Source organism: Kribbella sp. NPDC054772 (genome assembly GCF_053611945.1).
In genome coordinates, this window is sequence record NZ_JBSHBJ010000010.1 from 51,145 (window position 1) to 75,212 (window position 24,068).

Sequence of the window (24,068 nt, forward strand, 5' to 3'; positions counted from 1 at the left end):
ATTGCGGGGAATACACGGTGTCGTGTAGCGGATTCGCTCAGTAGTCGGCATGATGGCGTTCCATGGTCATGATGACGGGGTCGCTCGCCGTGCGAGGCACGGTTGTCTGGTTGACACCCCAGCAGGGCGGGCGAGTGTCCGGACCGCCGGAACCGGACTACGACTACGACTACACGGCGACCGCTTACCTCCCACCACGCACCCCGGAGGACGGCCAGGCCGGGCTCGCGCTGAGCCGGTTCGCCCCCGGCGCCTGGCGCACGCCCGCCGAGGGGATTCTCGTTCCTCCCAAGGGTCATCGGGCCCAGCAGGTGATCCCCGGGTGCATCGTGATCGTCACCGAAGGGGTCCGCCCGGTCGGGCTGTTCACCGTCGACGAGGTACACGCGCTGGCGGACGACGGTACGCCGGTGGTCGCGCCGGCTCCATCAGTCGAGTCGGCGGCTTCGGTGGTCGAGGCGCCGGTCGCGCTGGAGGTTCCGCCGTACCGGCACTCGACGGCTGCTGCTCGGTGGGCCTCCAAGCACGGCTCTGACAGCACGCCAGCCGAGCCAGCCAACGTCTGAACACAGCCTGTTGTAATCCGGCTACCCAGTGTTACCTTCAGAAGCATGCGTCACTGGAAACGGGTTGTCGCAGTCCTCGCCGTCGCCGCGGTAGCACTCGTCGTCGAAGGCTGGGTGGCCCGCGCCCAGGCCACGCCGACGCTGTTCAAGAACTGCACCTACACCCGGACCGCGGGCGAGCACGGGCAACCGCCGTACTCGCTGGCGCCGACGCTCGGGCTGGTCAAGGTCACCCTCCGCACGAACCGGGGCGACCTGGTGCTGACCCTCGACCGCGCCAACGCGATTGCCCTCAGCAACACCCCGGGACGCGGCAACTCCAGCGAGTTCTTCATCACGCCTGCGGATGCGCCGCTCTCCCCCACGTCGACGGTGCTGGGTCGAGTCACCACCGGCCAACCGGTGCTGGACCGGCTCACCACCTCCGCGCCCGCCACGCTCCTGGAAGTCTTCGTCGGCTGATTGAGTGGTTTTGCTCATGCGGGCGAGGTGGCGGCGGCCTGAAGATCTCGGCATGACGAAGAAGATCCAGCCGCAACAAACCGCCGCCTTCTACGCGCAAGCCGTCGCATCCTTCGGCATCTCGATCACGGCGATGTCGATCGCCCTGGTCTACCTACCGGCCCAACCTTGGGTACGGGCGTTCCTCGCGCTCGGCCTGCTCTACGTCGTCACGTCGACCGTCGTCCTGTGCAAGGTCGTCCGCGACCGCCAGGAAATCACCGAGGTCACCAGCCGCGTGGACCAGGCCCGCCTCGACAAACTCCTCACCGACCACGACCCCTTCAGAGTCGACAGCTGACGCGGGTCACCGGGGAGCGCCGAGGTACCTGGCAGGCAGGCGTTCCTCGGACACGCCGGCGTCGCTACGGCGTACCGAGTAGGCGGCCGTGTCGGGACGGGAGCTGACGACGTTCGCGAGGCGGCCGTTCGTGAAGTGCAAGGCCACGCCGTCCTCGGCGGCATAACCTTCCGGGAAGCCGGACTCGACCAGACCGAGGAAGGTGTCACGCCGCAACGCCTCGCCGTCGTAGTGCGGACACGCGCTACCCGGCAAGAGCCCAAGCCCGTCGTCCAGCGGACCACAGCCGTTGGTGTCGAACGAGTCCGTCACCGAGGCCTCGAACCAGCAGTTCATCCCAGCGCTGATCCCAGCCATGACCACACCTGCGCGGTAGGCCTTCTCCAACGCGACGTCGAGCCCGTGCAGTCGCCAGATCGCCAGCAGGTTCGCGGTGTTCCCGCCACCGACGTACACAACATCTTGTTCCAGCACGAAGGCGTCCAGATCACCCACCGACCGCTTGAACAGCGACAACACCGTCGCCTCCGCCCGCTCCGGCCCGAACGCCGCCAGGAACCGATCGCTGTACCCCTCGGAGTCACCACTCGCAGTCGGAACAAAGCAAACCCGCGGCTTACGCCCCTTCGGCACCAACGAGAGCACATAGTCGTCAAGCAACAGGTTCTCCGGCTCCATCGAGAACCCACCACCACCCAACGCGACGACCTGACTATCAACCACCAAGATCCCCATCCACTCGTGCCAAAAGGTCCGCCCCTCGTACCGCGACTCGTGAAGAACGGCGGCGTTTCACCAACCCCAACCCACGACCCGGCGGACAACCACCGCTGCACCGCAGCCCTGCGTCAGCACGCCGGGAGAACGCTGCGCGGGCGCACACCTTGCCCGACGACCGTCCGCCCCGGGTCCCGACCCGGGCCGCGGTTGGCTTGGGTTTGGGCGCGGGCTACAGGACCGGGAGGAGTTTGTTGAGTTCGAAGGGGGTGACCTGGCGGCGGTAGTCCTGCCATTCGGCGCGTTTGTTGCGGAGGAAGAAGTCGAAGACGTGTTCGCCGAGGGTTTCGGCGACGAGTTCGCTGTCCTCCATCGCGCTGATGGCTTCGGCGAGGCTGCCGGGGAGCGGCTTGATGCCGAGGGCCTTGCGTTCGCGGGCGGTGAGCGACCAGATGTCCTCCTCGACCTCGGCCGGCAGCTCGTAGCCTTCCTCGATCCCCTTGAGACCGGCGGCGAGCATCAGCGCGAAGGCGAGGTACGGGTTGGCGGCCGAGTCCAGCGACCGGAACTCGACGCGGCTCGACTGCCCCTTGTGCGGCTTGTACATCGGCACCCGCACCAGCGCGGACCGGTTGTTGTGACCCCACGAGATGAACGACGGCGCTTCGTCGCCGACGGCCAGCCGCTTGTAGGAGTTCACCCACTGGTTGGTGACCGCGGTGATCTCCGCCGCGTGCTGCAGCAGCCCGGCGATGAACGCCCGCCCGGTCTTCGACAGCTGGTACTGCGCCCCGCCCTCGAAGAACGCGTTCCGGTCACCCTCGAACAGCGACATGTGGGTGTGCATCCCGGAACCGGGGTGGTCCGACAACGGCTTCGGCATGAACGACGCGTAGATGCCCTGCGACAGCGCCACCTCCTTCACCACGACGCGGAACGTCATGATGTTGTCGGCTGTCGACAGCGCGTCGGCGTACCGCAGGTCGATCTCCTGCTGGCCGGGGCCGCCCTCGTGGTGGCTGAACTCGACCGAGATCCCCATCGACTCGAGCATCGTGATCGCCTCGCGGCGGAAGTCGTTGCCGATGCCCTGCGGCGTGTGGTCGAAGTACCCGGAGGAGTCGACCGGCTCCGGATACGTCCCGGGCGCGCCGGTGAGCGACCTGAACAGGTAGAACTCGATCTCGGGATGGGTGTAGAAGGTGAACCCGAGGTCGGCGGCCTTCGACAGCGTCCGCTTCAGCACGTGCCGCGGGTCGGCGAACGACGAGGACCCGTCGGGCATGTTGATGTCGCAGAACATCCGCGCGGTGCCCATGGTCTCGCCGCGCCACGGCAGGATCTGGAACGTCGACGGGTCCGGCTTGGCGAGCATGTCCGCCTCGGTCACCCGGGCGAATCCCTCGATCGCCGAGCCGTCGAACCCGAGGCCCTCCGCGAACGCGCTCTCCAGCTCCGCCGGCGCCACCGCGACCGACTTCAGGAACCCGAGCACGTCGGTGAACCAGAGCCGCACGAAGCGCACATCGCGCTCCTCCAGCGCGCGCAGCACGAATTCCTGCTGCTTGTCCATCCGGTCCACCTCTCACCCGAGTCTTCGGAACTTCTCACAGTGTGCCCCGCCCTTGTTAAGCAGACGTTACGTGCCAGGGCGGACATCGTGGCGATCAGGGCCTAGCGTGTCCCTTTGTGCAGACGATCTTCCATGCCGCCCTGATCGTGGCGGCGGTCCTCTGCCTCAGCGACCTGATCGTCAGTACGGCGCGATTCGTGCAGTCACTGCGGCACCGGCGACCGGCCGAGCGGGACGTCCTCGGGCGCCGCTGGCTGCCGATCCCGGAGCTCGGGTTCGGCATGTGCGCGTTCTGCTGCCCGGGGCTCGTCACGCTCGGGCTGAGGCATCAGAACGCCCACGATCTGCCGACCGTCCAGATCCTGCTCGCCGCGCTGGTCTTCGGGTACGCCGGTGCCGTGCTGTCCCGGGTCGTCCGGACGCCGGGACCCGGTGGCCGCCGGTTCAAGCTACGCGCCGGCCTGCTGCTCGGTCTGCCGGCCGTGTTCGGCCTGGTCTTCGGCCTCTCGGGCATCGCGGTCTGAGCGGTCCGAGCTCGCCGACTTCGCGGCCCGGCGCGCACGGAACCAGGGCACGATCCGCTCCAGCGGAGCGAACGCCAGCCAGCAGACCACGGTCGGCAGGAAATGGATCAGCAGGATCGCCGTGTTCGCGGCGTGGAACCCGAGGAAGAACAGCGCCCCGAGCAACTGCCAGCGGCCCTTCAGCCAGAGGATCACCGGCGAGCAGAACTCCCCGATGATGCCGACCCACTGCATCACGTGCAGCACCCACGGGTAGTTGAGCAGCCACTCCCCGACCGGGTGCGGCCGCCGTACGATCGCCCACGTCAGTACGGCGCTCCCGGGCCAGGTCAGCGCCCATCCGGCACTGCGCAGTTTCGCGACCGCGGACAGGAAGTACGTCGCGATCACGCAGATCTGGATGCACCGGATCGCCCACCCGGCCGCCTCCGACGCGGTCTGATCGCCGTACGACGACGGTCCGCGACGACCCGCCGCGACGGTCGGCAGCACCCAGAGCGCGATGACGAGGGCGAGATGGTCGTGGTCAACCTTCCCGTCGCTCATCCCGATCAGCACCCACCAGGTGAATGCCGGCGCGACGATCCAGCCGGCGATCCGCGGGAAGTAGTTCGTCGCACCGATCAGGCAGGCGACGATCAGCACGATGTAGAGCGCGGTGGTGTTCGCGACCGTCGGCTTCGGGAGGTCGAGGAGCCGGGCCAGCAGCAACGGCTGGTACAGCCCCGGGTGCTCGCCCTTGTCGCGGGTGTCCCGGACGAACGCGTGCATGTCGAGGATGACGAACAGATACAGAATCGTGCGCAACCACGCGATCCGCGCCAAAGCGATCGTGGGGGTGAACCAGTTCGCGACCTTCATCGACGGACCTCCCAGGTCGCCAGCACCTGGGACGTGGGCGGTCCTTCGACGCGCCCCTTCACCAGTTGAGTGGTGTCCCGGATCAGTTGGAGCTTCACGTACTTCGGCTGGTCGGGGTGCTTGCGCGCCCACCCGTCCGCGACCTGCTGGAGCAGCGACGGGTCCTTGGTGATCTCCCCCGCCCGCGCCTCGATCTCGGCCCGCGCCACGCCGGCGCCCTCGATGTTCAGCGGTACGTCGACCGTCGTACCGGCGTCGGTCACGGCACTGATCCGGGTGTAGTCGATCGAGGCGTCGTCCGGCACCGACATCGCGTACTGCGACATCGGCCCGAACGGCCAGGCGTCGTCGGAGGCCCGGACCGATCCGTTGATCAGCAGCGCGATGCCCGCGACCGCGACGAGGACCCGTATCCCCTTGCCGACCCGTCCCAGCCGGACGGCCCCCGGCCGCTCACCTTCAGTCACGCCCGCCATTACATCATTCTGGTTTGACGGTCTTGACGGTAGGGAATTTTCTCAAGTATGACCGCCCCAGAAAATATCCAACGTACCCGGGTGTCCCGGCGTACCCTGCTCGGCGCGAGCGCCGGCGGCGTACTGCTCGGGGGACTCGCACTGCCCACAGCAGCCCATGCGGCCCCCGCGCCGCGCTGCTACACGCGCACCGAGTGGTCGGCGCGCCCGCCCAAGTCCGCCACCCAGGTGATCGGCAAGCCCGACCACATCGTCATCCACCACACCGCGAGCGCGAACGTCACCGACTACTCGCTCGCCGCGGCGTACAAGGTCCAGCACTGGATCCAGGACCTGCACATGGACACCAACGGCTGGATCGACATGGGCAACCAGCTCACGATCAGCCGCGGCGGCTACCTGATGGAGGGCCGCAGCAAATCGTTGTCGGCGATCAACAACGGGCAGAACGTGCTCGGTGCGCAGACCGCCAACCAGAACAGTCACACCATCGGCATCGAGCACGAGGGCATCTACGTCACCGAGAACGTGACGACCGCCCTGTTCGACATGTCCGTGCTGACCTGCGCCTGGCTGTGCACGAAGTACGGGCTCGATCCGCACGCGGCGATCGTCGGGCACCGCGACTACAACACCACGCAGTGCCCGGGTGACGTGTTCTACGCGAGACTGCCGGAGCTGCGTGACCGCGTCGCGGCGGTCCTCTTCGGCTGATACGTGACCTTGCGGATCAGGAGCTCGAACGGCCCGCGGTAGTCGGCCCGGCGCATCTGGTCCGCAAGCACGACAGTCGCCAGCCAGGTCGCGACGGCCAGCAGCGCCGTCGTGGTCGTGGTGAGGGCGCGCGACAGGTCGAGCAGGTATGGCGTGAACGCGACGGCCCACACCACCGACTGGGACAGGTAGCAGGTCAGCGATCGTTGCCCGACCGCGGCGACCGCCAAGGTGATCGGACCTCGGCGGTCGCCCAGTCGGTGTGCGATCAGCACGATCAAGGCGGCGTACCCGAAACCCCCGAGGACCCCGGTCGCGTCGTGCAGTGGACCGAGGATCGTGAGTGCGTGATCGCTCGGCCGGTTCAGTACGCCGCCGATGACCAGGGAGACCGGGAGGGCGCCGGCGATCGCGACCGTGAGTCCGAGGAGGGCCGTCGTACGGAGCAGGGTGAGGTACTGCGCCGGGCGCTCGAGGATGCGGCGGCGGCCGGCCCACAGTCCGACCATGAACGGTGTGACGAAGCCGATCCAGCCGAGGCCGGCGATGAACGGCTGCACGGTGATGCGGTCCGCGAACTGACCGAGGAGGTCCGTCGGGAGCATCGACGGATCGGGGCGGTCGGCGGACACCGCCAACGCGTCATCGGTCGGCAGCGCGGTCATGATCAGGACGAACCCGGCGACGACGAAGAGCCAGCGGTCCTCCCAACGCAGCACGCAGACACCGAGGAACAGCAGGACGCCGTACGCCGCGAGGATGTCGCCGACGTAGAGCAGCATCGCGTGCAGGAAGCCGAGTACGACGAGGAACAGCGAGCGGCGCCAGAGGAGTTTGCGGATCTGACCCCAGTCGCGGCCGGCCTCGCGTTGGCGGCGGACGATCTGCGCGACGCCGTACCCGAAGAGCACACCGAACATCGGGAAGGCGCGACCGTCGACGAACGTGGCAATCACCGTGGCGACTACGCGGTCGACGACCGAGCCGTCGGTCGGGAAGCCGCCGAGCACGTGGTCGCTGTCGATGAAGTAATGCGAGTTGGCGAAGGCAATGAACAGCAGCATGAAGCCGCGGGCGAGATCCGGACCCAGGGCGCGTTCGCTCAGGCCGGTCGGTCCGCTGGGGGTGCTCATGGTGTCATTCAACCGACTGCGGCGCGGACGTTCATCCGACGAAAGTGCCTGACCGGTGAACCTTCGTCGCTGTTCGATAGGCGCATGTACGACGAAGTCCTGACCCAGTGGCAGCGGGGGTGGTCGGCGTCGCGTGGGTGGACCGACTACCAGCACGTCGACGACGTCATCGTCGTACGGATCGGCGAACCGCAACGACGGGTCGAATACATCGCCACCGAGTCGAACGCGCGCGCCGCGGCGCGCCTCGCGTTGACCGATTGCAACCCGCCCGGTACGTCGTGGCTCACGATCGCGACCGACGATCCGCAGCGGGTGGCGGGTGATCTGGTGCCGCTGGAGTTCGTCCGCACCGAGTGGCTGATGTCGGTCGCGCTGTCCGAGCACGCGAGCGCGCCGGTGCCCGCGCCGTACAAACTCGAGATCACCACGGCGCCGTCGATCATCGACGTCCACGTGTACGGGTACGGCGAACTCGCGGCCACTGGCAGGATGTCGCTCCTCCACACCGGCGCCGTCGCCGACATGATCCAGACCGACCCGGCCCACCGCCGCCGCGGCCTCGCCCGCGCCGTCATGACAGCCCTCGCCGAAACCGCCATCACCCACGGCGTCCCGCAAGCCCACCTAGCAGCCTCCCCCGAAGGCCGCCCCCTCTACGAGTCCCTCGGCTGGACCACCATCACCCCCCTACTGGTAGCCCGAACCGCAACAACCCCAACCCCATGAAACCGTAGTTGCGAACGTCTCGCGGGTGGGCGAGTTCATTCGGCGTACGTAAGACGTTGGTGAGGGGCGTGGGGTCGCGGGGCTGGAACCAGTAATGTGCTCCCGTGCCTCAGCTTCGGGTAGCTCTTGCTCAGCTCAATGTGACCGTGGGTGATATCGACGGGAACACCGACAAGATCGTCGCGTGGACCCGGAACGCGGTCGAGCGAGGCGCGCACGTGGTCGCGTTCCCGGAGCTCGGGCTGACCGGTTACCCGGTGGAGGACCTGGCGCTGCGGGCCTCGTTCGTGGACGCCTCGCAGACCCGGATCCACAGCCTCGCGAAGCGACTCGCCGACGAAGGACTCGGCGACATCGTGGTGATCTGCGGGTACCTCGATCGCGCCAGCGGTACGGCGATGGGTATCGACCGCCTCGGCCGCCCGAAGGGCTCCCCCACCAACTCCGCGGCCGTCATCCACCAGGGCCGCGTGGTGACGAGTGCCGTCAAGCACCACCTGCCGAACTACGGCGTGTTCGACGAGTTCCGGCACTTCGTCCCCGGCAACACCCTGCAGGTCGTCCGGATCCACGGCGTCGACGTCGCGCTCGTGATCTGCGAGGACCTCTGGCAGGACGGCGGCCCGGTCGCGGTCACCCGCGCGGCAGGCGCCGGTCTGCTCATGGTCGTCAACAGTTCGCCGTACGAGGCCAACAAGGACGACGTCCGCGGAGACCTCGTACGCCGCCGCGCCCGCGAGGCCGGCTGCGCGCTCGCCTACGTCAACCTCGTCGGCGGCCAGGACGAACTGGTCTTCGACGGCGACTCGCTGATCGCTGACGCCGAAGGCACCGTGTTCGCGCGGGCTCCGCAGTTCGAGCAGGGCAGCATGATCGTCGACCTCGATCTCCCTGCCGCATCAGGTACTCCGTCCGGTACGCACGAAGGCATCGAGATCGTGCACACCGTCCTGCAGGAGGAACCACTCCCGGAGTACGACGCGATGCCGCCGAACATCGCGCCGCGACTCAGCGACGAGGCCGAGATGTACGGCGCGATCGTCACCGGCCTGCGCGACTATGTGCAGAAGAACGGCTTCAAGTCCGTCCTGCTCGGACTGTCCGGCGGCATCGACTCCTCGCTGGTCGCCGCGATCGCCTGCGACGCGGTCGGCCGCGAGAACGTCTTCGGGATCTCCAACCCGAGCGTCTACTCCAGCGACCACTCCAAGGACGACGCCGCCGAACTCGCCGCGCGCACCGGCCTGAACTACCGCGTCATACCGATCCAGCCGATGGTGCAGCCGTTCCTCGACACACTCGGGTTGACCGGGCTGGCCGAGGAGAACCTGCAGGCCCGGGTCCGCGCCGTGGTGTGGATGGGATTGTCGAACGCCGACGGTCACCTGGTACTTGCTTGCGGCAACAAGTCGGAGCTGTCGGTCGGGTACTCGACGATCTACGGCGACGCGGTCGGCGGCTACGCACCGTTGAAGGACGTCCCGAAGACCCTGGTCTGGCGGCTCGCGAAGTGGCGCAACGCGGACGCCAAGGAGAAGGGGCAGCAGCCCCCGATCCCGGAGAACTCGATCGCCAAACCCCCGTCGGCCGAGCTTCGCCCGGGGCAGCAGGACACCGACTCGCTGCCGCCGTACGACCTGCTCGACGACATGCTGGACGACTACGTCGAGCAGGACCGCGGCAGCGCCGAACTGGTCGCGGCCGGATTCGATACCGAGCTGGTCACCAAGGTGATCCAGCTCGTCGACCGAGCGGAGTACAAGCGCCGGCAGTACCCACCGGGCCCGAAGATCACGCACAAGGCCTTCGGACGGGACCGCCGGTTGCCGATCACCAATGCATGGCGTGAGGACGCACGGAAGGCAGCCGAGCACTGAGCGACTCCTGGCGGTACCGCCCAACCCAACCCGACAATGGGGTCCAAGAATCCGCGTGGGGTTCCCCCGAGGACCTGCACGACCGTTCCGGCCTGCCCAAAGAAAGTTACGGCGAGAGTCGCGGTGACAGTTACCGGGACAGTCGCGGTGACGGTTACCGGGACAGTTATGGCGACAGTTACCGGGAGGATGTGAGCGATCGCTCACCTACAGGCGGTGGCGCTCACCCTCCGCATCGGTGGGACGATGAAGACATGGTTGACAACTTCACGTCGGCCGGTACCCAGGGTGATGACGAGGAGCTGCCGTCGCCGTACGGGACCGGACCGAAGAACCGGGCAACCGAGGAGCACCGCCGCTCGGACTACGACAACGACCCCTGGCACGAGCGCGGCTCCGGTCTAGGCCTCGACCCGTCGCCGTCGCTGCCGAACGCACCCCGCACGTACGAGCGCGGGCCGGTACCGCAGCAGCCGTATGTCCCGAAGCCACCGTTCCTGCCGAGCGCACCACCGCCGCCGGGACAACCGCCGGCGCGGAGTGAGCGGCCGGAGTACTACGGAGAGTCGCGCGAGGAGTCGTACGGGTACCAGGAGCAGAGCCCGTTCCGGCCCCAGCCGCCGGCGCAGCAGCCCGCACCAGGGTCGCAGCCGCCGCAGCAGGGTCGGCCGAGTCCGTTCGGTCCTGGGTCGGGGAGCAATGGTGCGCCGGGTGGGCGGCAGCAGCCGCCCGGTCAACAGAGCAGCCAGCAGGGCGGCCAGCAAGGGAGTCAGCAGGCCGGACAGGTAGGCGGTCAGGCTGAGGGTCGGCAGGGCGGTCAGGTTGACGGTCGGCCGCAGGGTGGTTCGCAAGGTGGTTCTCAGCCTGGGCAGCAGTCGCCCGGTCAGCCGCCGCTTCGGCCGCCGGCGCCGCCGTCGAGCAACGGCGTGACTCAGCGGCCGCAACAGTCGTCGAACGGCAGCACCAACTGGGGCAGCCCGGCACCACAGTCCGGCACGCCTTCCCAGGCAGGCAGCCAGCCGCCGTCACAACCCCCGTCGCCATCGCCGTCCTCGCCGTCGCCGTCCTCGCCGTCGCAGTCGTCGTCGAGCAACGGGCTAAGCCACGAACACAGCAACGGCTTGAGCCATGGGTCGAGCAACGGGCCCGGCAATAGCTCCAGCAACGGTCTGGGCAGTGGTTCGAGCAACGGGCTCGGCAATAGCTCGAGCAACGGGTTGGGCAGCGGTTCGAGCAACGGGCTGGGCAGCGGCTCCAGCAATGGCCTGAGCCACGGGTCGAGCAACGGGCTGGGCAAGAGCTCGAGCAACGGGCTCGGTAGTGGTTCGAACAATGGGCTGGGTGCTGGGTCGAGCAGCGGGTCGAGCAAGGGGTTGACCGGTGGGTCGAGTAACGGCCTGAGCAATGGGATGAGTGGCGGGTCGAGCAACGGGCTGAGTAATGGGTTGGGTCACGGGGTGAGCAACGGCTTGAGCTCGCAGCAGCCGCCGCGGCCGCCACAGCGCCTGCAGCCCCCGAACGCCACCCACGGCCACGATGCGGGACGCGAGCAAGAGCCGGGGCGCGGGCAGGACCCCGTACGCCGGCACGAGCCAGGCCCAGGCCCCGAGCCCGTCTGGGGCCACGAACCGGACCGTGGGCAGGAGACTGCACGGGCGCACGAGAGCGGTCGGGCGCGGGACGAACGGCAGGCCCGCGAGGACGCTCAGCGCCGCGAAGAGCTGCTTCGCCGCGAGGATGCACCGCGCCGCGATGAGGGACAGCGGCTTGAGGACGGACAGTGGCGCGGCAACGTCCAGGGTCGAGACGACCTGCAGCAGCGGGACGATGCCGGGCGGCAGGACGGCGCGCAGCAGCGCGCGGATGGACAGCGGCGCGAAGAGCTGCAGCGGCACGAAGAAGCGCAGCGGGGCGACGGCGTGCAGCGGCGGGACGGTGTGCAGCCGCGCGACGAGGCGCTGGGGCGTGATGGTGTGCGGCAGGAAGAAGCGCAGCGGCAGGGGGATTTGCGGCGGCGGGAAGAGGCTCGGCGGCAGGAGGTTGGGGCTGAGGGGCGGTCGGCCCATGAAGGTGGGGAGGCGCCGGCTGGGCCGGTCGAGTCGCCGACGATTACGGCGTACCTGCCGGACATGATCGACGCGTATCAGCAGGCGCCGGGGCAGGACAGCGGGTATCCGTCCGACCCGAGTGCGGAGTACGAGAGCAACGCGCCGATGACCGAAGGAGCCGGTACGCCGAGGCGCTCGGTGGGTGCTCGTCGGCGCGCGGGCGTGCAGCAGGATGCGCCGAGTCAGGTACCGACCGAGCAGGTCACCTCGCATCGCGCGGCCCGACGGGCCCAAGCGTCCACGAACCCCGCGGCTGAGACAGCCGCCGAGGTTCCAACCGCAGCCGCCGGCACCCCAGGCGGACCTGCCGCCAGCACTCCGAGCGCACCCGCTGCCGGACCGAGCGCACCCGTCGTTCAGGGCGCGACCGCTGCCGGGACAACCGCACCCGTTGCCGGGCCGAGTGCTGGTCAGGGTGCTGCGGGTGAGGGGCCGAAGCGGCCGCGGCGGTATCGGGTTCATCATTTGCGGGACTTCAAGAACCGTGGCGAGAAGTGGGCGATGCTGACGGCGTACGACCAGTACTCCGCCGAGATCTTCGACCAGGCCGGTATTCCGGTGCTGCTGGTCGGCGACTCCGCCGCCAACAACGTGTACGGGTACGACACGACGCTGCGGGTCACCGTCGACGAGCTCATTCCGTTGGCGCGGGCTGTGGCCGGTGCGGTCGACCGGGCGCTCGTCGTCGCGGATCTGCCGTTCGGTTCGTACCAGGCGTCGCCCGAGCAGGCCTTCCACACCGCGGTGCGGTTCATGAAGGAAGCCGGCGTGCACGCGGTGAAGCTGGAAGGCGGGCGCACCGTCGTACCGATGGTGGAGAAGCTGACGCAGTCCGGTATCCCGGTGATGGCGCACATCGGCTTCACGCCGCAGAGTGAGCACAGTCTCGGCGGATACCGGGTCCAGGGGCGTGGCGATCAGGCCGCGGCTCTGATCGACGATGCCGTCGCGCTCGCCGAGGCCGGTGCGTTCTCCGTCGTGCTCGAGATGGTCCCTGGGGACGTGGCCGCCGAGATCACCAAGCGGGTCCCGATCCCGACGATCGGTATCGGCGCGGGACGCGACACCGACGCCCAGGTGCTGGTCTGGCAGGACATGGCCGGCCTGCGATCCGGCACCATGCCGCGCTTCGTCAAGCAGTACGCCGATCTGCGCGGAATCCTCACCAGCGCGGCCGCGACGTACGCCGCCGAGGTGGCCTCGGGTGCTTTCCCGGGAGACGAGCACACCTTCTGACACGACTCCCCGTACCGCCCCGGTAGCTGTCCGAGAACTGTTCCGGGGCAACGCGCCGACCCCTTGTCCGACCGATGTCGTGGGTTCACGATGTTGGCGGCAAGGGGAGGCCACTGATGATCCGTCGATTCGTTGTTGCCACAGGGGTTTCGTTCGCGCTGGTCGCCGGAGCGTTGACTACGTTCCCGACCGCTACCGCGGCACCAGCTGCTCCACAGCCGGCGAGCTACACCCCACATCCGATCAAGTGGGGTCCGTGTACGGCGCCGAGCCTGGTGAAGCGTAAGGCTCAATGTGGGTTCGTCGAAGTGCCACTCGACTACAGCCGGCCGGGTGGCCAGAAGATCCAGCTGGCGGTGTCGCGGATCGCGCACAAGGCCGGGGTCAAGCCGCAGGGTCCGATGCTGGTGAACCCGGGTGGACCGGGTGGGTCCGGTCTGACGCTCGCGGTCCTCGGTGAGTTCGTGCCCAACCACGCCGGCGACGCGTACGACTGGATCGGTTTCGACCCGCGCGGTGTCGGCTCGAGCAAGCCGTCGCTGAGCTGCATCCCGGACTACGCCGGGTACAACCGTCCGCCGTACGTCCCGGTGACGCGGCAGATCGAGAAGGTCTGGCTGCAGCGCTCCAAGGCGTACGCCAAGGCGTGTGGCAAGGCCCAGCCCGCGTTGCTCAAGCACCTCACCAGTCTCGACACCGTGCGCGACATGGAAAGCATCCGGAAGGCGCTCCGCGCCCCGCAGATCAACTACTACGGGTTCTCCTACGGCACGTACATCGGCCAGGTGTACGGCACGCTGTACCCGAACCGTCTGCGCCGCGCAGTGTTCGACGGCGTCGTGGACGCGAAGCGCATCTGGTACCAGGCCAACATCGACCAGGACTTCGCCTTCAACAAGAGCGTCAAGGTCTTCTTCGCGTACGTCGCCGCGCACAACTCGACGTGGCACCTCGGCACCACCGAGGCCGCGGTCGAGCGGCTCTACTACGCGCAGCTGCACAAGCTCAACGGTCATCCGGCCGGCGGCAAGATCGGACCGGCCGAGTGGACCGACATCTTCACGGGTGCGGGGTACTACGTCTACGGCTGGGTCGACATCGCGGACGCGTTCGCGGCGTGGGTTCACAAGAAGGACGCGGCCGGACTGATCGCGCTGTACGGTACGCCGCCGTTCGACGACAACGGGTACGCCATCTACCTCGGCGTGCAGTGCACCGACACCCAGTGGCCGACCAACTGGCCGGCAGTGCGCCGCCAGAACTGGCAGGTCTACTTCAAGGCGCCGTTCCTGACCTGGGCGAACGCCTGGTTCAACGCACCGTGCCAGTACTGGCCCGCGAAGGCGAGTCACCCGGTGAAGGTCAACGGCAGCCGGGTCAAGAGCCTCTTGCTGATCAACGAGACGCTGGACGCGGCGACGCCGTACTCCGGTGCTCTGCAGACCCGTAAGACGTTCCCGAACTCGGTGCTGATCGAAGGTGTCGACGGAACCACGCACGCGGGATCGCTGTCCGGCGTGGCGTGCACCGACAACCGCATCGCGGCGTACCTGCAGACCGGTGCACTGCCACCGCGGCGGCCGGGGAACCGCTCCGACGTACAGTGCCCGCCGGTTCCTGCTCCGCAGCCGCCGAGTGCAGCCGCGGCGGCGACTTCTTCCGGCAGTACCAAGGCAGCGGCGCGGAAGGCGCTCGGCCTGTCAAATCCACGGCAGGGCTGAGCGCTCGGTCCAGTACTCCTCGGGTTGCTGGGCGAACTCGCTGAGCGGGCCGTCCACCCGATACGCGAGGTTGCTGGACAGTTGAGCGGCGGTGGTGGCTCCGCTGAGGACGATGTCGGTCCAGGGCTGAGCCACCGCGGCGCCGATGGCCAAGGCGTCGGGAGCGACGCCGTGCTGGTGAGCAAACTCGTTGAACGGGGTCTCACCAGCACGGGCCGTCAGGCGACCGTTGGCGACCGCTTCCTTGACGACGACGAACCACCCGGCGTCGTGCGCTTCCGCGAGCGCCGGGCCGGCCGACGGGTCGAGGACGTTCCACGTGGCCTGTACGGCGGAGAACGGCGTACTGCCGGACAGCGCCTTGCGGAGCGTCTCGGCCTGGCGCGGTCCGCTGGTGGACAGGCCGACGCGGACACCCGAATCAGCGAGCTCACGCAGTCGGTCGAGCAAGCGCTTGTCCGCGAGGGCGGGGCTGTCGGCGGTGAGGCTGTGCACCAGGTAGAAGTCCGGCGGTCCCCCGAGCGCCTCCAAGGTCTCGGGCCACTGCCGTTCGAAGGTTTCGAGGCTGTGGTCCTTCACCTCGTGCGTGTCGACGTCGTGCCGCCAGTCGGCGACGTACGTGTAGCCCCACTTGGAGCCGATGGTCAGTTCGGTACGTCGCTCCGGGGTCACCCACTCGCCGAGGAACTTCTCGGCAAGCCCGTACGAACGTGCGGCGTCGAAGTACCGAACACCGGCCTGCCAGGCCTGCTCCAGCAGCTCATGGGTCCGCACCCGCAGATCCTCGACCGCGCGCCCGGCCGGTAGGTCCTCGTCGTGCCCGAGGTTGATGTAACCGGGCCGCCCGACCGCGGCCAATCCGAGACCAATACGTGCCATGCCATCGATCGTAGATGTCCTCAGCAACCATGTCCGACAGAGTGAGACTCGCCGCACGACTCGACACAGCGACGGCTCTGTCCCTTAGCGTTTTGTGGTGTGAGCGAATCCCAGTTGCCACCACCAGGAACGGTCCGGCACCGTACGACGGCCCGCGTGCTGCCGGTGCGTCCGGACGGCAGGGTGCTGCTGCTGCACGGCTGGGACCCGCTGAAACCGCAGACGCCGTACTGGTTCACGATCGGCGGTGGCGTCGAAGCCGGCGAGACGGTTCTCGAAGCCGCGACCCGTGAGCTGCGTGAAGAGGTCGGCATCGTGTTGCCGACGGAAGCTCTCGGTACACCGGTCGCGACGAACACGATCGAGTTCGAGTGGGGCGGATGCCAGATCATCCAGCGCCAGACGTTCTTCGCGGTCGCGGTGGACCGCGTCGACGTGACGTTCGCGAACCAGGAGGAGCTCGAGCAGCAGACGATCAGCGCGCACGGCTGGTGGTACGGCGACGATCTCGAGGCGACCGGTCAGGCCGCGCACGTGACGATCCCCGGTCTGCTCCGTCAGGCCGCCGACGCGATCACGCTGCGCCGGGCCTCCTGAGTCAGCGCGCTCGCGCTTCTTTGAGCACCTTCTTCGGCACCTTCTTGTCGACCTCGTAGTGCACGCGATCGATCCGCTCGGCGCACCCGGCCTTGGACAGGCGCAGCAGGACCACCGGGCACTTCTTGCACCTCGGCTTGTCCTTGCAGCACTTCTTCTTCGCGGTCATCGACGGCACCCGGCAAGAGTAGGTGAGGCATACCTAACCGTCTAGATGACACGGCAGCGATCGTGGCGGACGTCACTCCAGCTGTCCGGTCAGCAGTTCCCGCGCTTCGACCAGTGACGGGCCGTACCAGGTGAGGTGCCGGCCCGATACACAGCGCGCGGGTTTACCGAACGCCTCCGGGCCGTCATCGGGAGAAAACGCATAAGGCTCGTCCGGCAACACCACCACGTCGTACTCCGGTAACGCGTCGGGATCGAATCGCGGATAACGTTCGCCGGATTCTTGGAACACGTTGTCGATGCCGATCCGGGACAGCAGATCGCCGGCGAACGTGTCCCGTCCCAACGTCATCCACGGCCGTCGCCAGATCGGTATCACGGCCCGCCGCCGCATTCCGGCGTACGGCGTGCTCCACACCTCGCGCGCATCGGTCAGCCAGGACGGTTCGGTGCCGATGATCGCGGACAGCATGCGACCGAGTGAGTCGAGTGATTCGGGCACCGTCGTCGGCGCCGTCACCCAGACCGCGATTCCACTACGCCGCAACGTGTCGAGATCGACCGCGCGATTCTCTTCGGCGTTCGCGACGACGACGTCCGGCAGCATTTCACGGATGCGCTCGATGTCCGGGTTCTTGGTACCGCGAACACGCGTCACATCGAGGTCCGCGGGATGCGTACACCAGTCGGTCGCACCAACGATTTTCGCCGGATGCGTGACAGCGATCGACTCCGTCAACGACGGCACGATGCTCACCACGCGATGCACTTCGTCGGGTAGTTCGACGACGCTGTGGAGGTCGTCGTACGCGCTCTTCATCGGCTCTTCGCACCTCCTGTTCGCAGGACGTTGCCGAGGACAACACTCGCCGATCGGGGCAGTTCGACGCCGGATTGAGCGCGTGTCGCCAAGAATTTCTGAAGAGTATCCGGCATGCTCGGGCCTCGGCGGAATCCCTTCTGCACAAGGATTCTCGGCATTTGCCCGCCGCTTTGCCGCCAGTTCGCCTTAACCTGCGAACGTTTCGGGTGCTTTACGTGGGCCACAACTGTTGTCATCATCATGACGACGAGGAATCCACCGTGGTTTTCCTCAGCCGCACCAAGGAGGCAGAGTGCCAGCCAAGAAGGCAGCCGCAGGGAAGGCGACAGCCAAAAAGGCTTCTCCCGCCAAGAAGACTGTCGCGAAGAAGACCAGCGCCGCGAAGACGACGACCGCGCGCAAGGTCAGCGCAGCAAAGAAGACAGCGACGAAGAAGGTGAGTGCGGCCAAGAAGACCGCCGCCACGAAGACGGTGGCGAAGAAGGCGCCGGCCAAGAAGGCGACCGCGAAGAAGACCGTCGCGAAGAAGGCCCCCGCCAAGAGGGTCGCGGCGAAGAAGACCGTTGCCAAGAAGGCCCCGGCGAAGCGCACGACCGCGGCCAAGAAGACCACGGCCACGAAGACCGCCGCGAAGAAGACGACGACCGCGAAGCGGACCACCGCCGCCAAGAAGACGACGGCCGCGAAGAAGACCGTCGCCAAGAAGGCACCGGCGAAGCGCGCCACCGCAGCCAAGAAGGTCGCGGCGAAGAAGGCTCCGGCGAAGAAGACCGTTGCCAAGAAGGCGCCGGCGAAGAAGGTCGCCGCCAAGAAGTCACCGGCGCGGACCGCCGCGAAGAAGGCGCCCGCGAAGCGCGTCGCTGCGAAGAAGACGGCGGTCCGCAAGACCGCCGCGAAGAAGGCACCGGCGCGTAAGGCCCCGGCCCGCAAGACCGCGGCCAAGCGCGTCGCTCGTTGATCCGGGCGTCTGTCCGCGCGACGTCACGGCGTACCAAACCTGAGGGGCACCACCGGCTTCGGTGGTGCCCCTCGGTTCGTCACTGCAGCCGGACTCAGTCGTCGTCCCATTTCGGGTCGTTGTCCCAGTTCTCGTTGCGTTCCTGGACCTTGTCCATCGCGCGCGCGGCTTCTTCCGGCGAGCTGTACGGCCCGAGCCGGTCGCCGGACTTCGCACCTTGGTACGGCTCGACCTTGCCTGTCTTCGTGTTGTAGTACCACTCGTTGCTGTGATCGTCACTCATCTGGATGACCACCTCCTGGGAGTCTTGTCGCAGCTCACTAGAATGATGCCACCATGTCTGTCCTTACTGCTGGCGTCATTTCGCCGCGCCGCGACGTACCTGCATCCATCCCGCGACCGGAGTACGTCGACAAGCCGGCGCCGACGCCGTTCGACGGGTCGTACGTGACGCCGCCGGAGTTGATCGACAAGATGCGGGTCGCGAGCAAGCTCGCCGCGCAGGCGTTGCAGGCCGTCGGTGCGGCCGCGAAGCCGGGCGTGACGACCGACGAGCTGGACGCGGTCGGGCATCAGTACCTGATCGAGCGGGACGCGTACCCGTCGACGCTCGGCTACCGCGGATACCCGAAGTCGCTGTGCACGTCGGTGAACGAGGTGATCTGCCACGGCATCCCCGACGACCGTCCGCTCGAGGACGGCGACATCGTGAACGTCGACATCACGGCGTACCTGGACGGTGTGCACGGTGACACCAACGGGACGTTCCTGGTCGGCGACGTCGACGAGGAGAGCCGGCTGCTGGTCGAGCGCACCCACGAGGCGCTGAGCCGCGGCATCAAGGCGGTCAAGCCCGGTCGCCGGGTGAGCATCATCGGCCGGGTAATCGAGTCCTACGCGAAGCGCTTCGGGTACGGCGTGGTGCGCGACTTCACCGGTCACGGCATCTCCACGTCGTTCCACTCCGGGCTGATCATCCCGCACTACGACGACGAGCGCTTCGACGACCTGATCGAGCCCGGGATGACGTTCACCATCGAGCCGATGCTGACACTGGGCACCTACGAGTACGACCTGTGGGACGACGGCTGGACCGCCACCACGAAGGACAAGTCCCGCACCGCCCAGTTCGAACACACCCTGGTAGTCACCGACACCGGCGCCGAGATCCTCACCCTCCCGTGACCGTCACGCAGTACGACCGCGCCCGCCTGGCCGGCGTGATCGCACTGTCCGACGCTGAGGGTTGGCCAAGCCTCGTCACCGACACCGCGGAAGACTTCTACGCATCCTTCGAGCACCGAACCCTCTCGGGCTTCCGTATCTATCCGTAGCCGTTCCCGCGCCGCCAAGCTACGGCCAGGGCGAGATCGTGGGGGGGCTAGATGTTGCGCGCCGACCTCGCCATCGGCAGCGCATAGCGCCGTACCCCTCACCGGAGCCCAACGGGGAGGTCCTCGGATATCAGAGAATCCTGGGTGGGTGGTGGATCAGTCGAGGGATCGCCCCGGACTGCGAAGCGGGCGGCTTCCTGCATCGTGGCTTCGTCTGCGGACCACCGACCCGAACGCCGACCGCGCACAGCAGGTCCCGTGGCGGCATTGGCAGCTGGCCGCGGGGCAGCGGTTGCCGCGAGGAGAGCTGACACTGTTGGTCTCGGTTGGGGTGGTGGGTCGGCCCAGCTCGGCCGGGACACCTGGACGTGTCCATCGATGATGGTGATGATCCAGTGGCCGTCGTGGAGGGACCTATGGTGTCCGCGGCAGAGGAGAACCAGGTTGTGGATCGCAGTCTCGCCGCCGTCGATCCACGACCTGAGATGGTGCGCGTCGCAGTGGATCGGCGGCGCACCGCAGACCACGCAGCCCTTGTCGCGGACGTTCAAGGCGCGGCGCATCGCCCGTGTCACCAGGCGTTCGGCCCGCCCGACGTCGAGAGGTTCGGAGTTCGAGCCGAGCACCAGCGGGATGATCTTCGCGTCGCAGGCCATTCGACGGATCGCCGCGGCTGAAAGACCATCGCCGTACACCAGGTCGCCGGTCGCGCCGGCGGCGGCAGACTTCAGGTCCTCGAAATCGATGGTGACGGTGATGTTCGCCTTCGCACCGAATCCGGGCACCCACCTTTCCAGGTCGGATGCGGCCCGGTCATCGGCTACACCATCGAAGGGAAGGACCTCGGCACCCGTGGGACGCGTATCGGCGGTGGGTGGCTGGAGGCCCATGCCGGCGCGGGCTTTGAAGTCAGTGTCGGTGGCTGCCGCGGCGATCGTCAGGGTGGACGTGAGCGCGTCCGCTTGGCGCTTCTCGCGGGATCGCGGGTCGAGCTCACCGTCGACGGTCTTGTGCGGTCGAGCCACCGCGTGGACGCGGGATCGGAGTAGCTCGGCGTGCTCGTTGGCCAGGTAGCCGCGAAACTTCACGCCGTTCTCGGCCTCGATCAGGGTCAGTGACTCGCGCTCGTACGCCGCGTTCTCGTCGGGCTCGGGGCCGTCGGAGTCCAGCAGGTCACAGATCTCTTTGGCGGCCTTGGCAAGCTCGCCTGGGCACAGGTGTCCGGCGAGGTTGACCAACTGTTCCTCTGCGACGTCGAGGTCTGCTACCGGGACTCTGGACCGAACCCGCTCCAGCGCGGTGACGATCGCGTTCGCCTGGGCCGGACGCAGCGGCCGGGTCTCGTCGGTCAGGGCTTTCGACACGGCGCCGTACTTCGGCAGTCTCCGGGCGAGCTTCAGGTCGCGGTGGGCCTCGCGGCGGTCGATGCGGTGGCGCATGGCAAGCAACTCGGCAGTGTCGCGAGCGCCAAGTTCTTCGGCAAGACCGGTCTCGTCGATGCGGGCAACCAACTGCAGGCGGTAGGTGAGCAACCAGGCGACGGCAGCGTCGACCTGGTCGAGAGTCGGCAGCAGCTCGCTGTCGCCCATCGACCACACCGGCCGCTCGCCCAGAGGTTCCATGCCCACAACGATAGACATAGCCACCGACAGTTCTCGAACCAGAATCCTCTTGTTTTGAAGGAGATTCGGTTGTCAACAGATGGAAAGATCATCCGTCGCGGAAGCCCAGATCACGGTACAGTGAGAGTGCGGGCACGTTGTCGTCATCGACTCGCAAAGCAACGGTTGTCGCAGCACAGCAGGCGAGCAAGAACTGGTACGGCGATCGGCTCCGTCGCGCCGGGGTGGCGGATGAGGATCATCGGTTGGAAGACGCGGTGATGAAGGTGCCGAGGTCGGCGGACTGCTGGATGCGGGACTGTTCGTGGATGTACATCATGTGGCCGGCCGGGTAGTACTTCGTCTCGATGTTGGTTGTGAGTTCGGACGGGATCTGCAGGCGAGCCAGCGTGTGTTCGGTGGCGAAGTACGGCGTGGCGCCGTCGTAGTGGCCGGAGGCGACGTGGACCTTGAGGTGTGGGTTGACGCGCATCGCCTCGGCGAGTTTGTCCGCGACGGTGATCTGCTGGCCTTCGAACTCCTTGAAGGACCAGCCGCGCGCGGCGTCCATGTTGAGGATCTCGTACGGCAGGTCGTTCTCGTACCCGAGCTCGACGCGCACGTAGTGGTTGAGCGCCGCGGAGTACGGACCGGTGATCGCGTTCATCGACGGGTCCCGCTCCGGCTTCTCCGAGCCGTAGTCCGCGTTCCATCCGGTGAACCGCCCGTCGAGCCGCCCGACGGTCTGCCGGCGCGAGCGCAGCAGTTCGCCGTAGAACCGCTCGTGCTCGATCCGCAGGTTGACCCGGTCGATGTAGTCCTCGCTCAGCCCGGTCAGCGCCGCCAGCCGGGTGACCACCTCGGCGCGGTAGTCCGCCGGGATCCGGTTGCCCTGGGCAAGCGCATTCGGGTACCGCCCGGCCGCGAACCGTTCGGCGTCCGCGAGCACGTCCTCGAGCGACCGGTCCGGGATCAGGCCGTGGTAGTGCGCGATCGCGGCGTACGTCGGCAGGAACAGCGTGTACGGCAGGTCGTTGCCGGGCGAGAAGTCGAGGGTGCCGAATTCCAGCACCATCGAGATCAGTATGATGCCGTTCAGGTACATCCCGTACCGCTCCTGCAGGTGCGCGGCGAGCCCCGCCGCCCGCGTCGTACCGTACGACTCGCCGGCCAGGAACTTCGGCGACATCCACCGCCCGTTCCGCGACGTCCACAGCCGGATCACCTCGCCGACGGACTCCAGGTCGCGGGTGAACCCGTGGTAGTCCCCCGGCTTCTCCCCCTCGGCGGCCCGCGAGAACCCGGTCGACACCGGGTCGATGAACACCACGTCGCTGTACTTCAGCAACGTCTCGGCGTTGTCGACGATCGCGTACGGCGGCGGCGCGAGGTCGCCGACGTCACCGGACACGACGCGGCGCGGACCGAGCAGACCGAGGTGCAACCAGATGCTCGACGAGCCCGGACCACCGTTGAACGCGAACGTCACCGGACGGTCCTTGGCATCCGCACCGTCCAGCGTGTACGCGGTCAGGAACACCTCCGCCTTCGGCTTCAGCCCGTCGAACGTACCGTCGGTGACAACCTCCTGGCGGAGCACGATCCGTCCCGTGGTCGCCGTGTACCGCAGCTCCTGCCCGTCGACGGTCACCGTGTGCTGAGTCGTCACCAGATCGTCGACCGGCGCAGCCGGCTTCGTCTCGGTAGTCGCGCCCGCCTCGGTCTTCGCTTCGGACCCCGGCTTCGATTCGGTGTGCTCGTCGTTCGCCATGTCGAGCACCTTAATCCACCCCGGCAGCGGCTAGCTTTGGGTTATGGCGACGATTCTGCACATCGCGTTCGTGGACCAGTGGGAGGCGGCGGTCGAGGCCGGCTGCTACCGGTGGTCGACCCGCGGCAAGAGCCTCGACGACGGCGCCACGTTCATCCACGCCTCCCGCCCCGAGCAGGTCGCGATGGTGGCGAACTTCGCGTACGACGACGTGGACGTGCCGCTGTGCCTGCTGGTGATCGACCCCGCGCGACTGGTGTCCGCGCTGTGCGACGAGGACCTGGAGGGCACCGGGATCAGCTTCCCGCACATCTACGGTCCGCTGAACCTGGACGCGGTGGTCGAGGTACGCCCGTACCGGCGCGGTGCCGACGGGCTCTGGCCGGAGGTACCGGCCGATCACTCGCTCCGTTCGTGATGCGACCGCCGAGGCCGTATCCTGAGGTGACGGAACGGGTCGGTCGGGCGATCGCGTCGTCCGCGTCAGCGGGCGCCGAGGAAAGTCCGGACTCCACAGGGCAGCGTGGTGGGTAACGCCCACCCGGGGCAACCCGCGGGACAGTGCCACAGAGAACAGACCGCCAGCGGCTCCGACGAACCCCGTGGTTCTGAGGAGTGCGGGTGAGGGTGAAACGGTGGTGTAAGAGACCACCAGCTCCGCAGGTGACTGCGGAGGCTCGGTAAACCCCACGTGGAGCAAGGCCAAGAAGGGCGGCGGGAGACCACTGCCCGCGCGAGCGTTCGAGGGCTGCCCGCCCGAGCTCGCGGGTAGGCTGCTGGAGGTGGCCGGCAACGGTCACCGTAGATGGATGATCGCCACAACAGAATCCGGCTTACGGACCGGCCCGTTCCCCCCAACCCGCCCGCCGTCGCGCGGGCGTAATTCGTTGGTGGCCGGCG

Annotated in this window: 25 protein-coding genes and 1 other RNA gene; 15 read left to right on the forward strand and 11 right to left on the reverse strand. The window is 67.6% G+C overall.

Translation table 11 applies throughout. The features are described 5' to 3' along the window. The first annotated feature begins 62 nt into the window (after positions 1-62). The 3 genes from ACWGID_RS18280 to ACWGID_RS18290 are packed head-to-tail and all read left to right on the forward strand — an operon-like array spanning position 63 to position 1,368. Positions 63-566: a hypothetical protein gene (locus ACWGID_RS18280; RefSeq protein WP_452197929.1), complete on the forward strand. Its 504-nt coding sequence runs from the start codon at positions 63-65 to the stop codon at positions 564-566. A gap of 45 nt (positions 567-611) precedes the next feature. After that, positions 612-1,028, forward strand: coding sequence for a hypothetical protein (locus ACWGID_RS18285; protein WP_452197931.1), 417 nt, complete (start codon positions 612-614; stop codon positions 1,026-1,028). 52 nt (positions 1,029-1,080) lie between these two features. Next, a complete protein-coding gene (locus tag ACWGID_RS18290; protein WP_452197933.1) occupies positions 1,081-1,368 on the forward strand; it encodes a YiaA/YiaB family inner membrane protein in 288 nt (95 codons plus the stop codon). 6 nt (positions 1,369-1,374) lie between these two features. Here ACWGID_RS18290 and ACWGID_RS18295 read toward each other — a convergent pair whose 3' ends face one another. Both ACWGID_RS18295 and glnA read right to left on the reverse strand, forming a co-directional pair. Continuing rightward, complete coding sequence (locus tag ACWGID_RS18295) at positions 1,375-2,091, reverse strand: Type 1 glutamine amidotransferase-like domain-containing protein (RefSeq protein WP_452197935.1); 717 nt, start codon at positions 2,089-2,091, stop codon at positions 1,375-1,377. Between the two features lie 226 nt (positions 2,092-2,317). Beyond that, the gene (gene glnA / locus ACWGID_RS18300; protein WP_452197937.1) at positions 2,318-3,658 is read right to left on the reverse strand and encodes a type I glutamate--ammonia ligase; all 1,341 of its coding nucleotides are present in this window, start codon (positions 3,656-3,658) and stop codon (positions 2,318-2,320) included. A gap of 116 nt (positions 3,659-3,774) precedes the next feature. Here glnA and ACWGID_RS18305 point away from each other — a divergent pair, with 116 nt between their 5' ends. Continuing rightward, the gene (locus tag ACWGID_RS18305; RefSeq protein ID WP_452197939.1) at positions 3,775-4,182 is read left to right on the forward strand and encodes a hypothetical protein; all 408 of its coding nucleotides are present in this window, start codon (positions 3,775-3,777) and stop codon (positions 4,180-4,182) included. Here ACWGID_RS18305 and ACWGID_RS18310 read toward each other — a convergent pair. Beyond that, positions 4,108-5,043 (reverse strand): hypothetical protein, encoded by a 936-nt coding sequence (locus ACWGID_RS18310; RefSeq protein WP_452197941.1) that lies wholly within the window; start codon positions 5,041-5,043, stop codon positions 4,108-4,110. The two genes, ACWGID_RS18305 and ACWGID_RS18310, sit on opposite strands and share 75 nt — an antisense overlap. Continuing rightward, complete coding sequence (locus tag ACWGID_RS18315; protein ID WP_452197943.1) at positions 5,040-5,519, reverse strand: hypothetical protein; 480 nt, start codon at positions 5,517-5,519, stop codon at positions 5,040-5,042. Before ACWGID_RS18315 ends, ACWGID_RS18310 begins: the two co-directional genes overlap by 4 nt. An 81-nt stretch (positions 5,520-5,600) precedes the next feature. On the opposite strand from ACWGID_RS18315, the gene ACWGID_RS18320 reads away from it, so the two are divergent. After that, the gene (locus tag ACWGID_RS18320) at positions 5,601-6,233 is read left to right on the forward strand and encodes a peptidoglycan recognition protein family protein (RefSeq protein WP_452197945.1); all 633 of its coding nucleotides are present in this window, start codon (positions 5,601-5,603) and stop codon (positions 6,231-6,233) included. Here ACWGID_RS18320 and ACWGID_RS18325 read toward each other — a convergent pair. Continuing rightward, positions 6,179-7,366 carry a DUF418 domain-containing protein gene (locus ACWGID_RS18325; RefSeq protein ID WP_452197947.1) on the reverse strand — a complete coding sequence of 396 codons (1,188 nt, stop codon included), beginning with the start codon at positions 7,364-7,366 and terminating at the stop codon, positions 6,179-6,181. The genes ACWGID_RS18320 and ACWGID_RS18325 overlap by 55 nt on opposite strands. Positions 7,367-7,450: 84 nt before the next feature. On the opposite strand from ACWGID_RS18325, the gene ACWGID_RS18330 reads away from it, so the two are divergent. The 4 genes from ACWGID_RS18330 (at position 7,451) to ACWGID_RS18345 (ending at position 15,037) form a co-directional block, all read left to right on the forward strand. Continuing rightward, complete coding sequence (locus ACWGID_RS18330) at positions 7,451-8,095, forward strand: GNAT family N-acetyltransferase (protein ID WP_452197949.1); 645 nt, start codon at positions 7,451-7,453, stop codon at positions 8,093-8,095. Between the two features lie 104 nt (positions 8,096-8,199). Beyond that, positions 8,200-9,972, forward strand: a complete 1,773-nt coding sequence (locus ACWGID_RS18335; RefSeq protein WP_452197951.1) for an NAD+ synthase — start codon at positions 8,200-8,202, stop codon at positions 9,970-9,972. Positions 9,973-10,226: 254 nt separating this feature from the next. Next, positions 10,227-13,316, forward strand: coding sequence for a 3-methyl-2-oxobutanoate hydroxymethyltransferase (gene panB, locus ACWGID_RS18340; protein WP_452197953.1), 3,090 nt, complete (start codon positions 10,227-10,229; stop codon positions 13,314-13,316). A gap of 116 nt (positions 13,317-13,432) precedes the next feature. Further along, positions 13,433-15,037 (forward strand): alpha/beta hydrolase, encoded by a 1,605-nt coding sequence (locus ACWGID_RS18345; RefSeq protein WP_452197955.1) that lies wholly within the window; start codon positions 13,433-13,435, stop codon positions 15,035-15,037. Here ACWGID_RS18345 and ACWGID_RS18350 read toward each other — a convergent pair. Beyond that, positions 15,017-15,916 (reverse strand): aldo/keto reductase, encoded by a 900-nt coding sequence (locus ACWGID_RS18350; protein ID WP_452197957.1) that lies wholly within the window; start codon positions 15,914-15,916, stop codon positions 15,017-15,019. The genes ACWGID_RS18345 and ACWGID_RS18350 overlap by 21 nt on opposite strands. A gap of 99 nt (positions 15,917-16,015) precedes the next feature. Here ACWGID_RS18350 and ACWGID_RS18355 point away from each other — a divergent pair, with 99 nt between their 5' ends. After that, on the forward strand, positions 16,016-16,513 hold the full coding sequence (locus ACWGID_RS18355) for an NUDIX hydrolase (protein ID WP_452197959.1): 498 nt from the start codon (positions 16,016-16,018) through the stop codon (positions 16,511-16,513). 1 nt (position 16,514) lies between these two features. On the opposite strand, the gene ACWGID_RS18360 is transcribed toward ACWGID_RS18355, so the two are convergent. Together ACWGID_RS18360 and ACWGID_RS18365 are read right to left on the reverse strand one after the other, a co-directional pair. After that, positions 16,515-16,691 (reverse strand): hypothetical protein, encoded by a 177-nt coding sequence (locus ACWGID_RS18360; RefSeq protein ID WP_452198255.1) that lies wholly within the window; start codon positions 16,689-16,691, stop codon positions 16,515-16,517. 63 nt (positions 16,692-16,754) lie between these two features. Continuing rightward, positions 16,755-17,501: a helical backbone metal receptor gene (locus ACWGID_RS18365; protein WP_452197961.1), complete on the reverse strand. Its 747-nt coding sequence runs from the start codon at positions 17,499-17,501 to the stop codon at positions 16,755-16,757. Between the two features lie 295 nt (positions 17,502-17,796). Between ACWGID_RS18365 and ACWGID_RS18370 the strand changes: the two genes are divergently transcribed. Beyond that, entirely contained in the window at positions 17,797-18,462 is a 666-nt protein-coding gene (locus tag ACWGID_RS18370; protein WP_452197963.1) for a histone H1-like repetitive region-containing protein, read from the forward strand. Positions 18,463-18,556: 94 nt separating this feature from the next. Here the strand turns inward: ACWGID_RS18370 and ACWGID_RS18375 are convergent, their stop codons facing one another. Beyond that, positions 18,557-18,745: a hypothetical protein gene (locus ACWGID_RS18375; protein WP_452197965.1), complete on the reverse strand. Its 189-nt coding sequence runs from the start codon at positions 18,743-18,745 to the stop codon at positions 18,557-18,559. A 53-nt stretch (positions 18,746-18,798) separates the two neighbouring features. On the opposite strand from ACWGID_RS18375, the gene map reads away from it, so the two are divergent. Together map and ACWGID_RS18385 are read left to right on the forward strand one after the other, a co-directional pair. Beyond that, positions 18,799-19,647, forward strand: a complete 849-nt coding sequence (gene map / locus ACWGID_RS18380; protein ID WP_452197967.1) for a type I methionyl aminopeptidase — start codon at positions 18,799-18,801, stop codon at positions 19,645-19,647. Continuing rightward, positions 19,644-19,796 carry a hypothetical protein gene (locus ACWGID_RS18385; RefSeq protein ID WP_452197969.1) on the forward strand — a complete coding sequence of 51 codons (153 nt, stop codon included), beginning with the start codon at positions 19,644-19,646 and terminating at the stop codon, positions 19,794-19,796. The genes map and ACWGID_RS18385 overlap by 4 nt, the downstream gene beginning before the upstream one ends. 98 nt (positions 19,797-19,894) lie before the next feature. Here ACWGID_RS18385 and ACWGID_RS18390 read toward each other — a convergent pair whose 3' ends face one another. Beyond that, positions 19,895-21,418: a DUF222 domain-containing protein gene (locus ACWGID_RS18390; RefSeq protein ID WP_452197971.1), complete on the reverse strand. Its 1,524-nt coding sequence runs from the start codon at positions 21,416-21,418 to the stop codon at positions 19,895-19,897. Positions 21,419-21,656: 238 nt separating this feature from the next. Further along, positions 21,657-23,168, reverse strand: coding sequence for a S10 family peptidase (locus ACWGID_RS18395; protein ID WP_452197973.1), 1,512 nt, complete (start codon positions 23,166-23,168; stop codon positions 21,657-21,659). Between the two features lie 43 nt (positions 23,169-23,211). Here ACWGID_RS18395 and ACWGID_RS18400 point away from each other — a divergent pair, with 43 nt between their 5' ends. After that, the gene (locus tag ACWGID_RS18400; protein WP_452197975.1) at positions 23,212-23,586 is read left to right on the forward strand and encodes a DUF952 domain-containing protein; all 375 of its coding nucleotides are present in this window, start codon (positions 23,212-23,214) and stop codon (positions 23,584-23,586) included. Positions 23,587-23,621: 35 nt separating this feature from the next. Next, positions 23,622-24,020: RNase P RNA component class A (gene rnpB, locus ACWGID_RS18405), an RNA gene on the forward strand. Positions 24,021-24,068 lie beyond the last annotated feature (48 nt).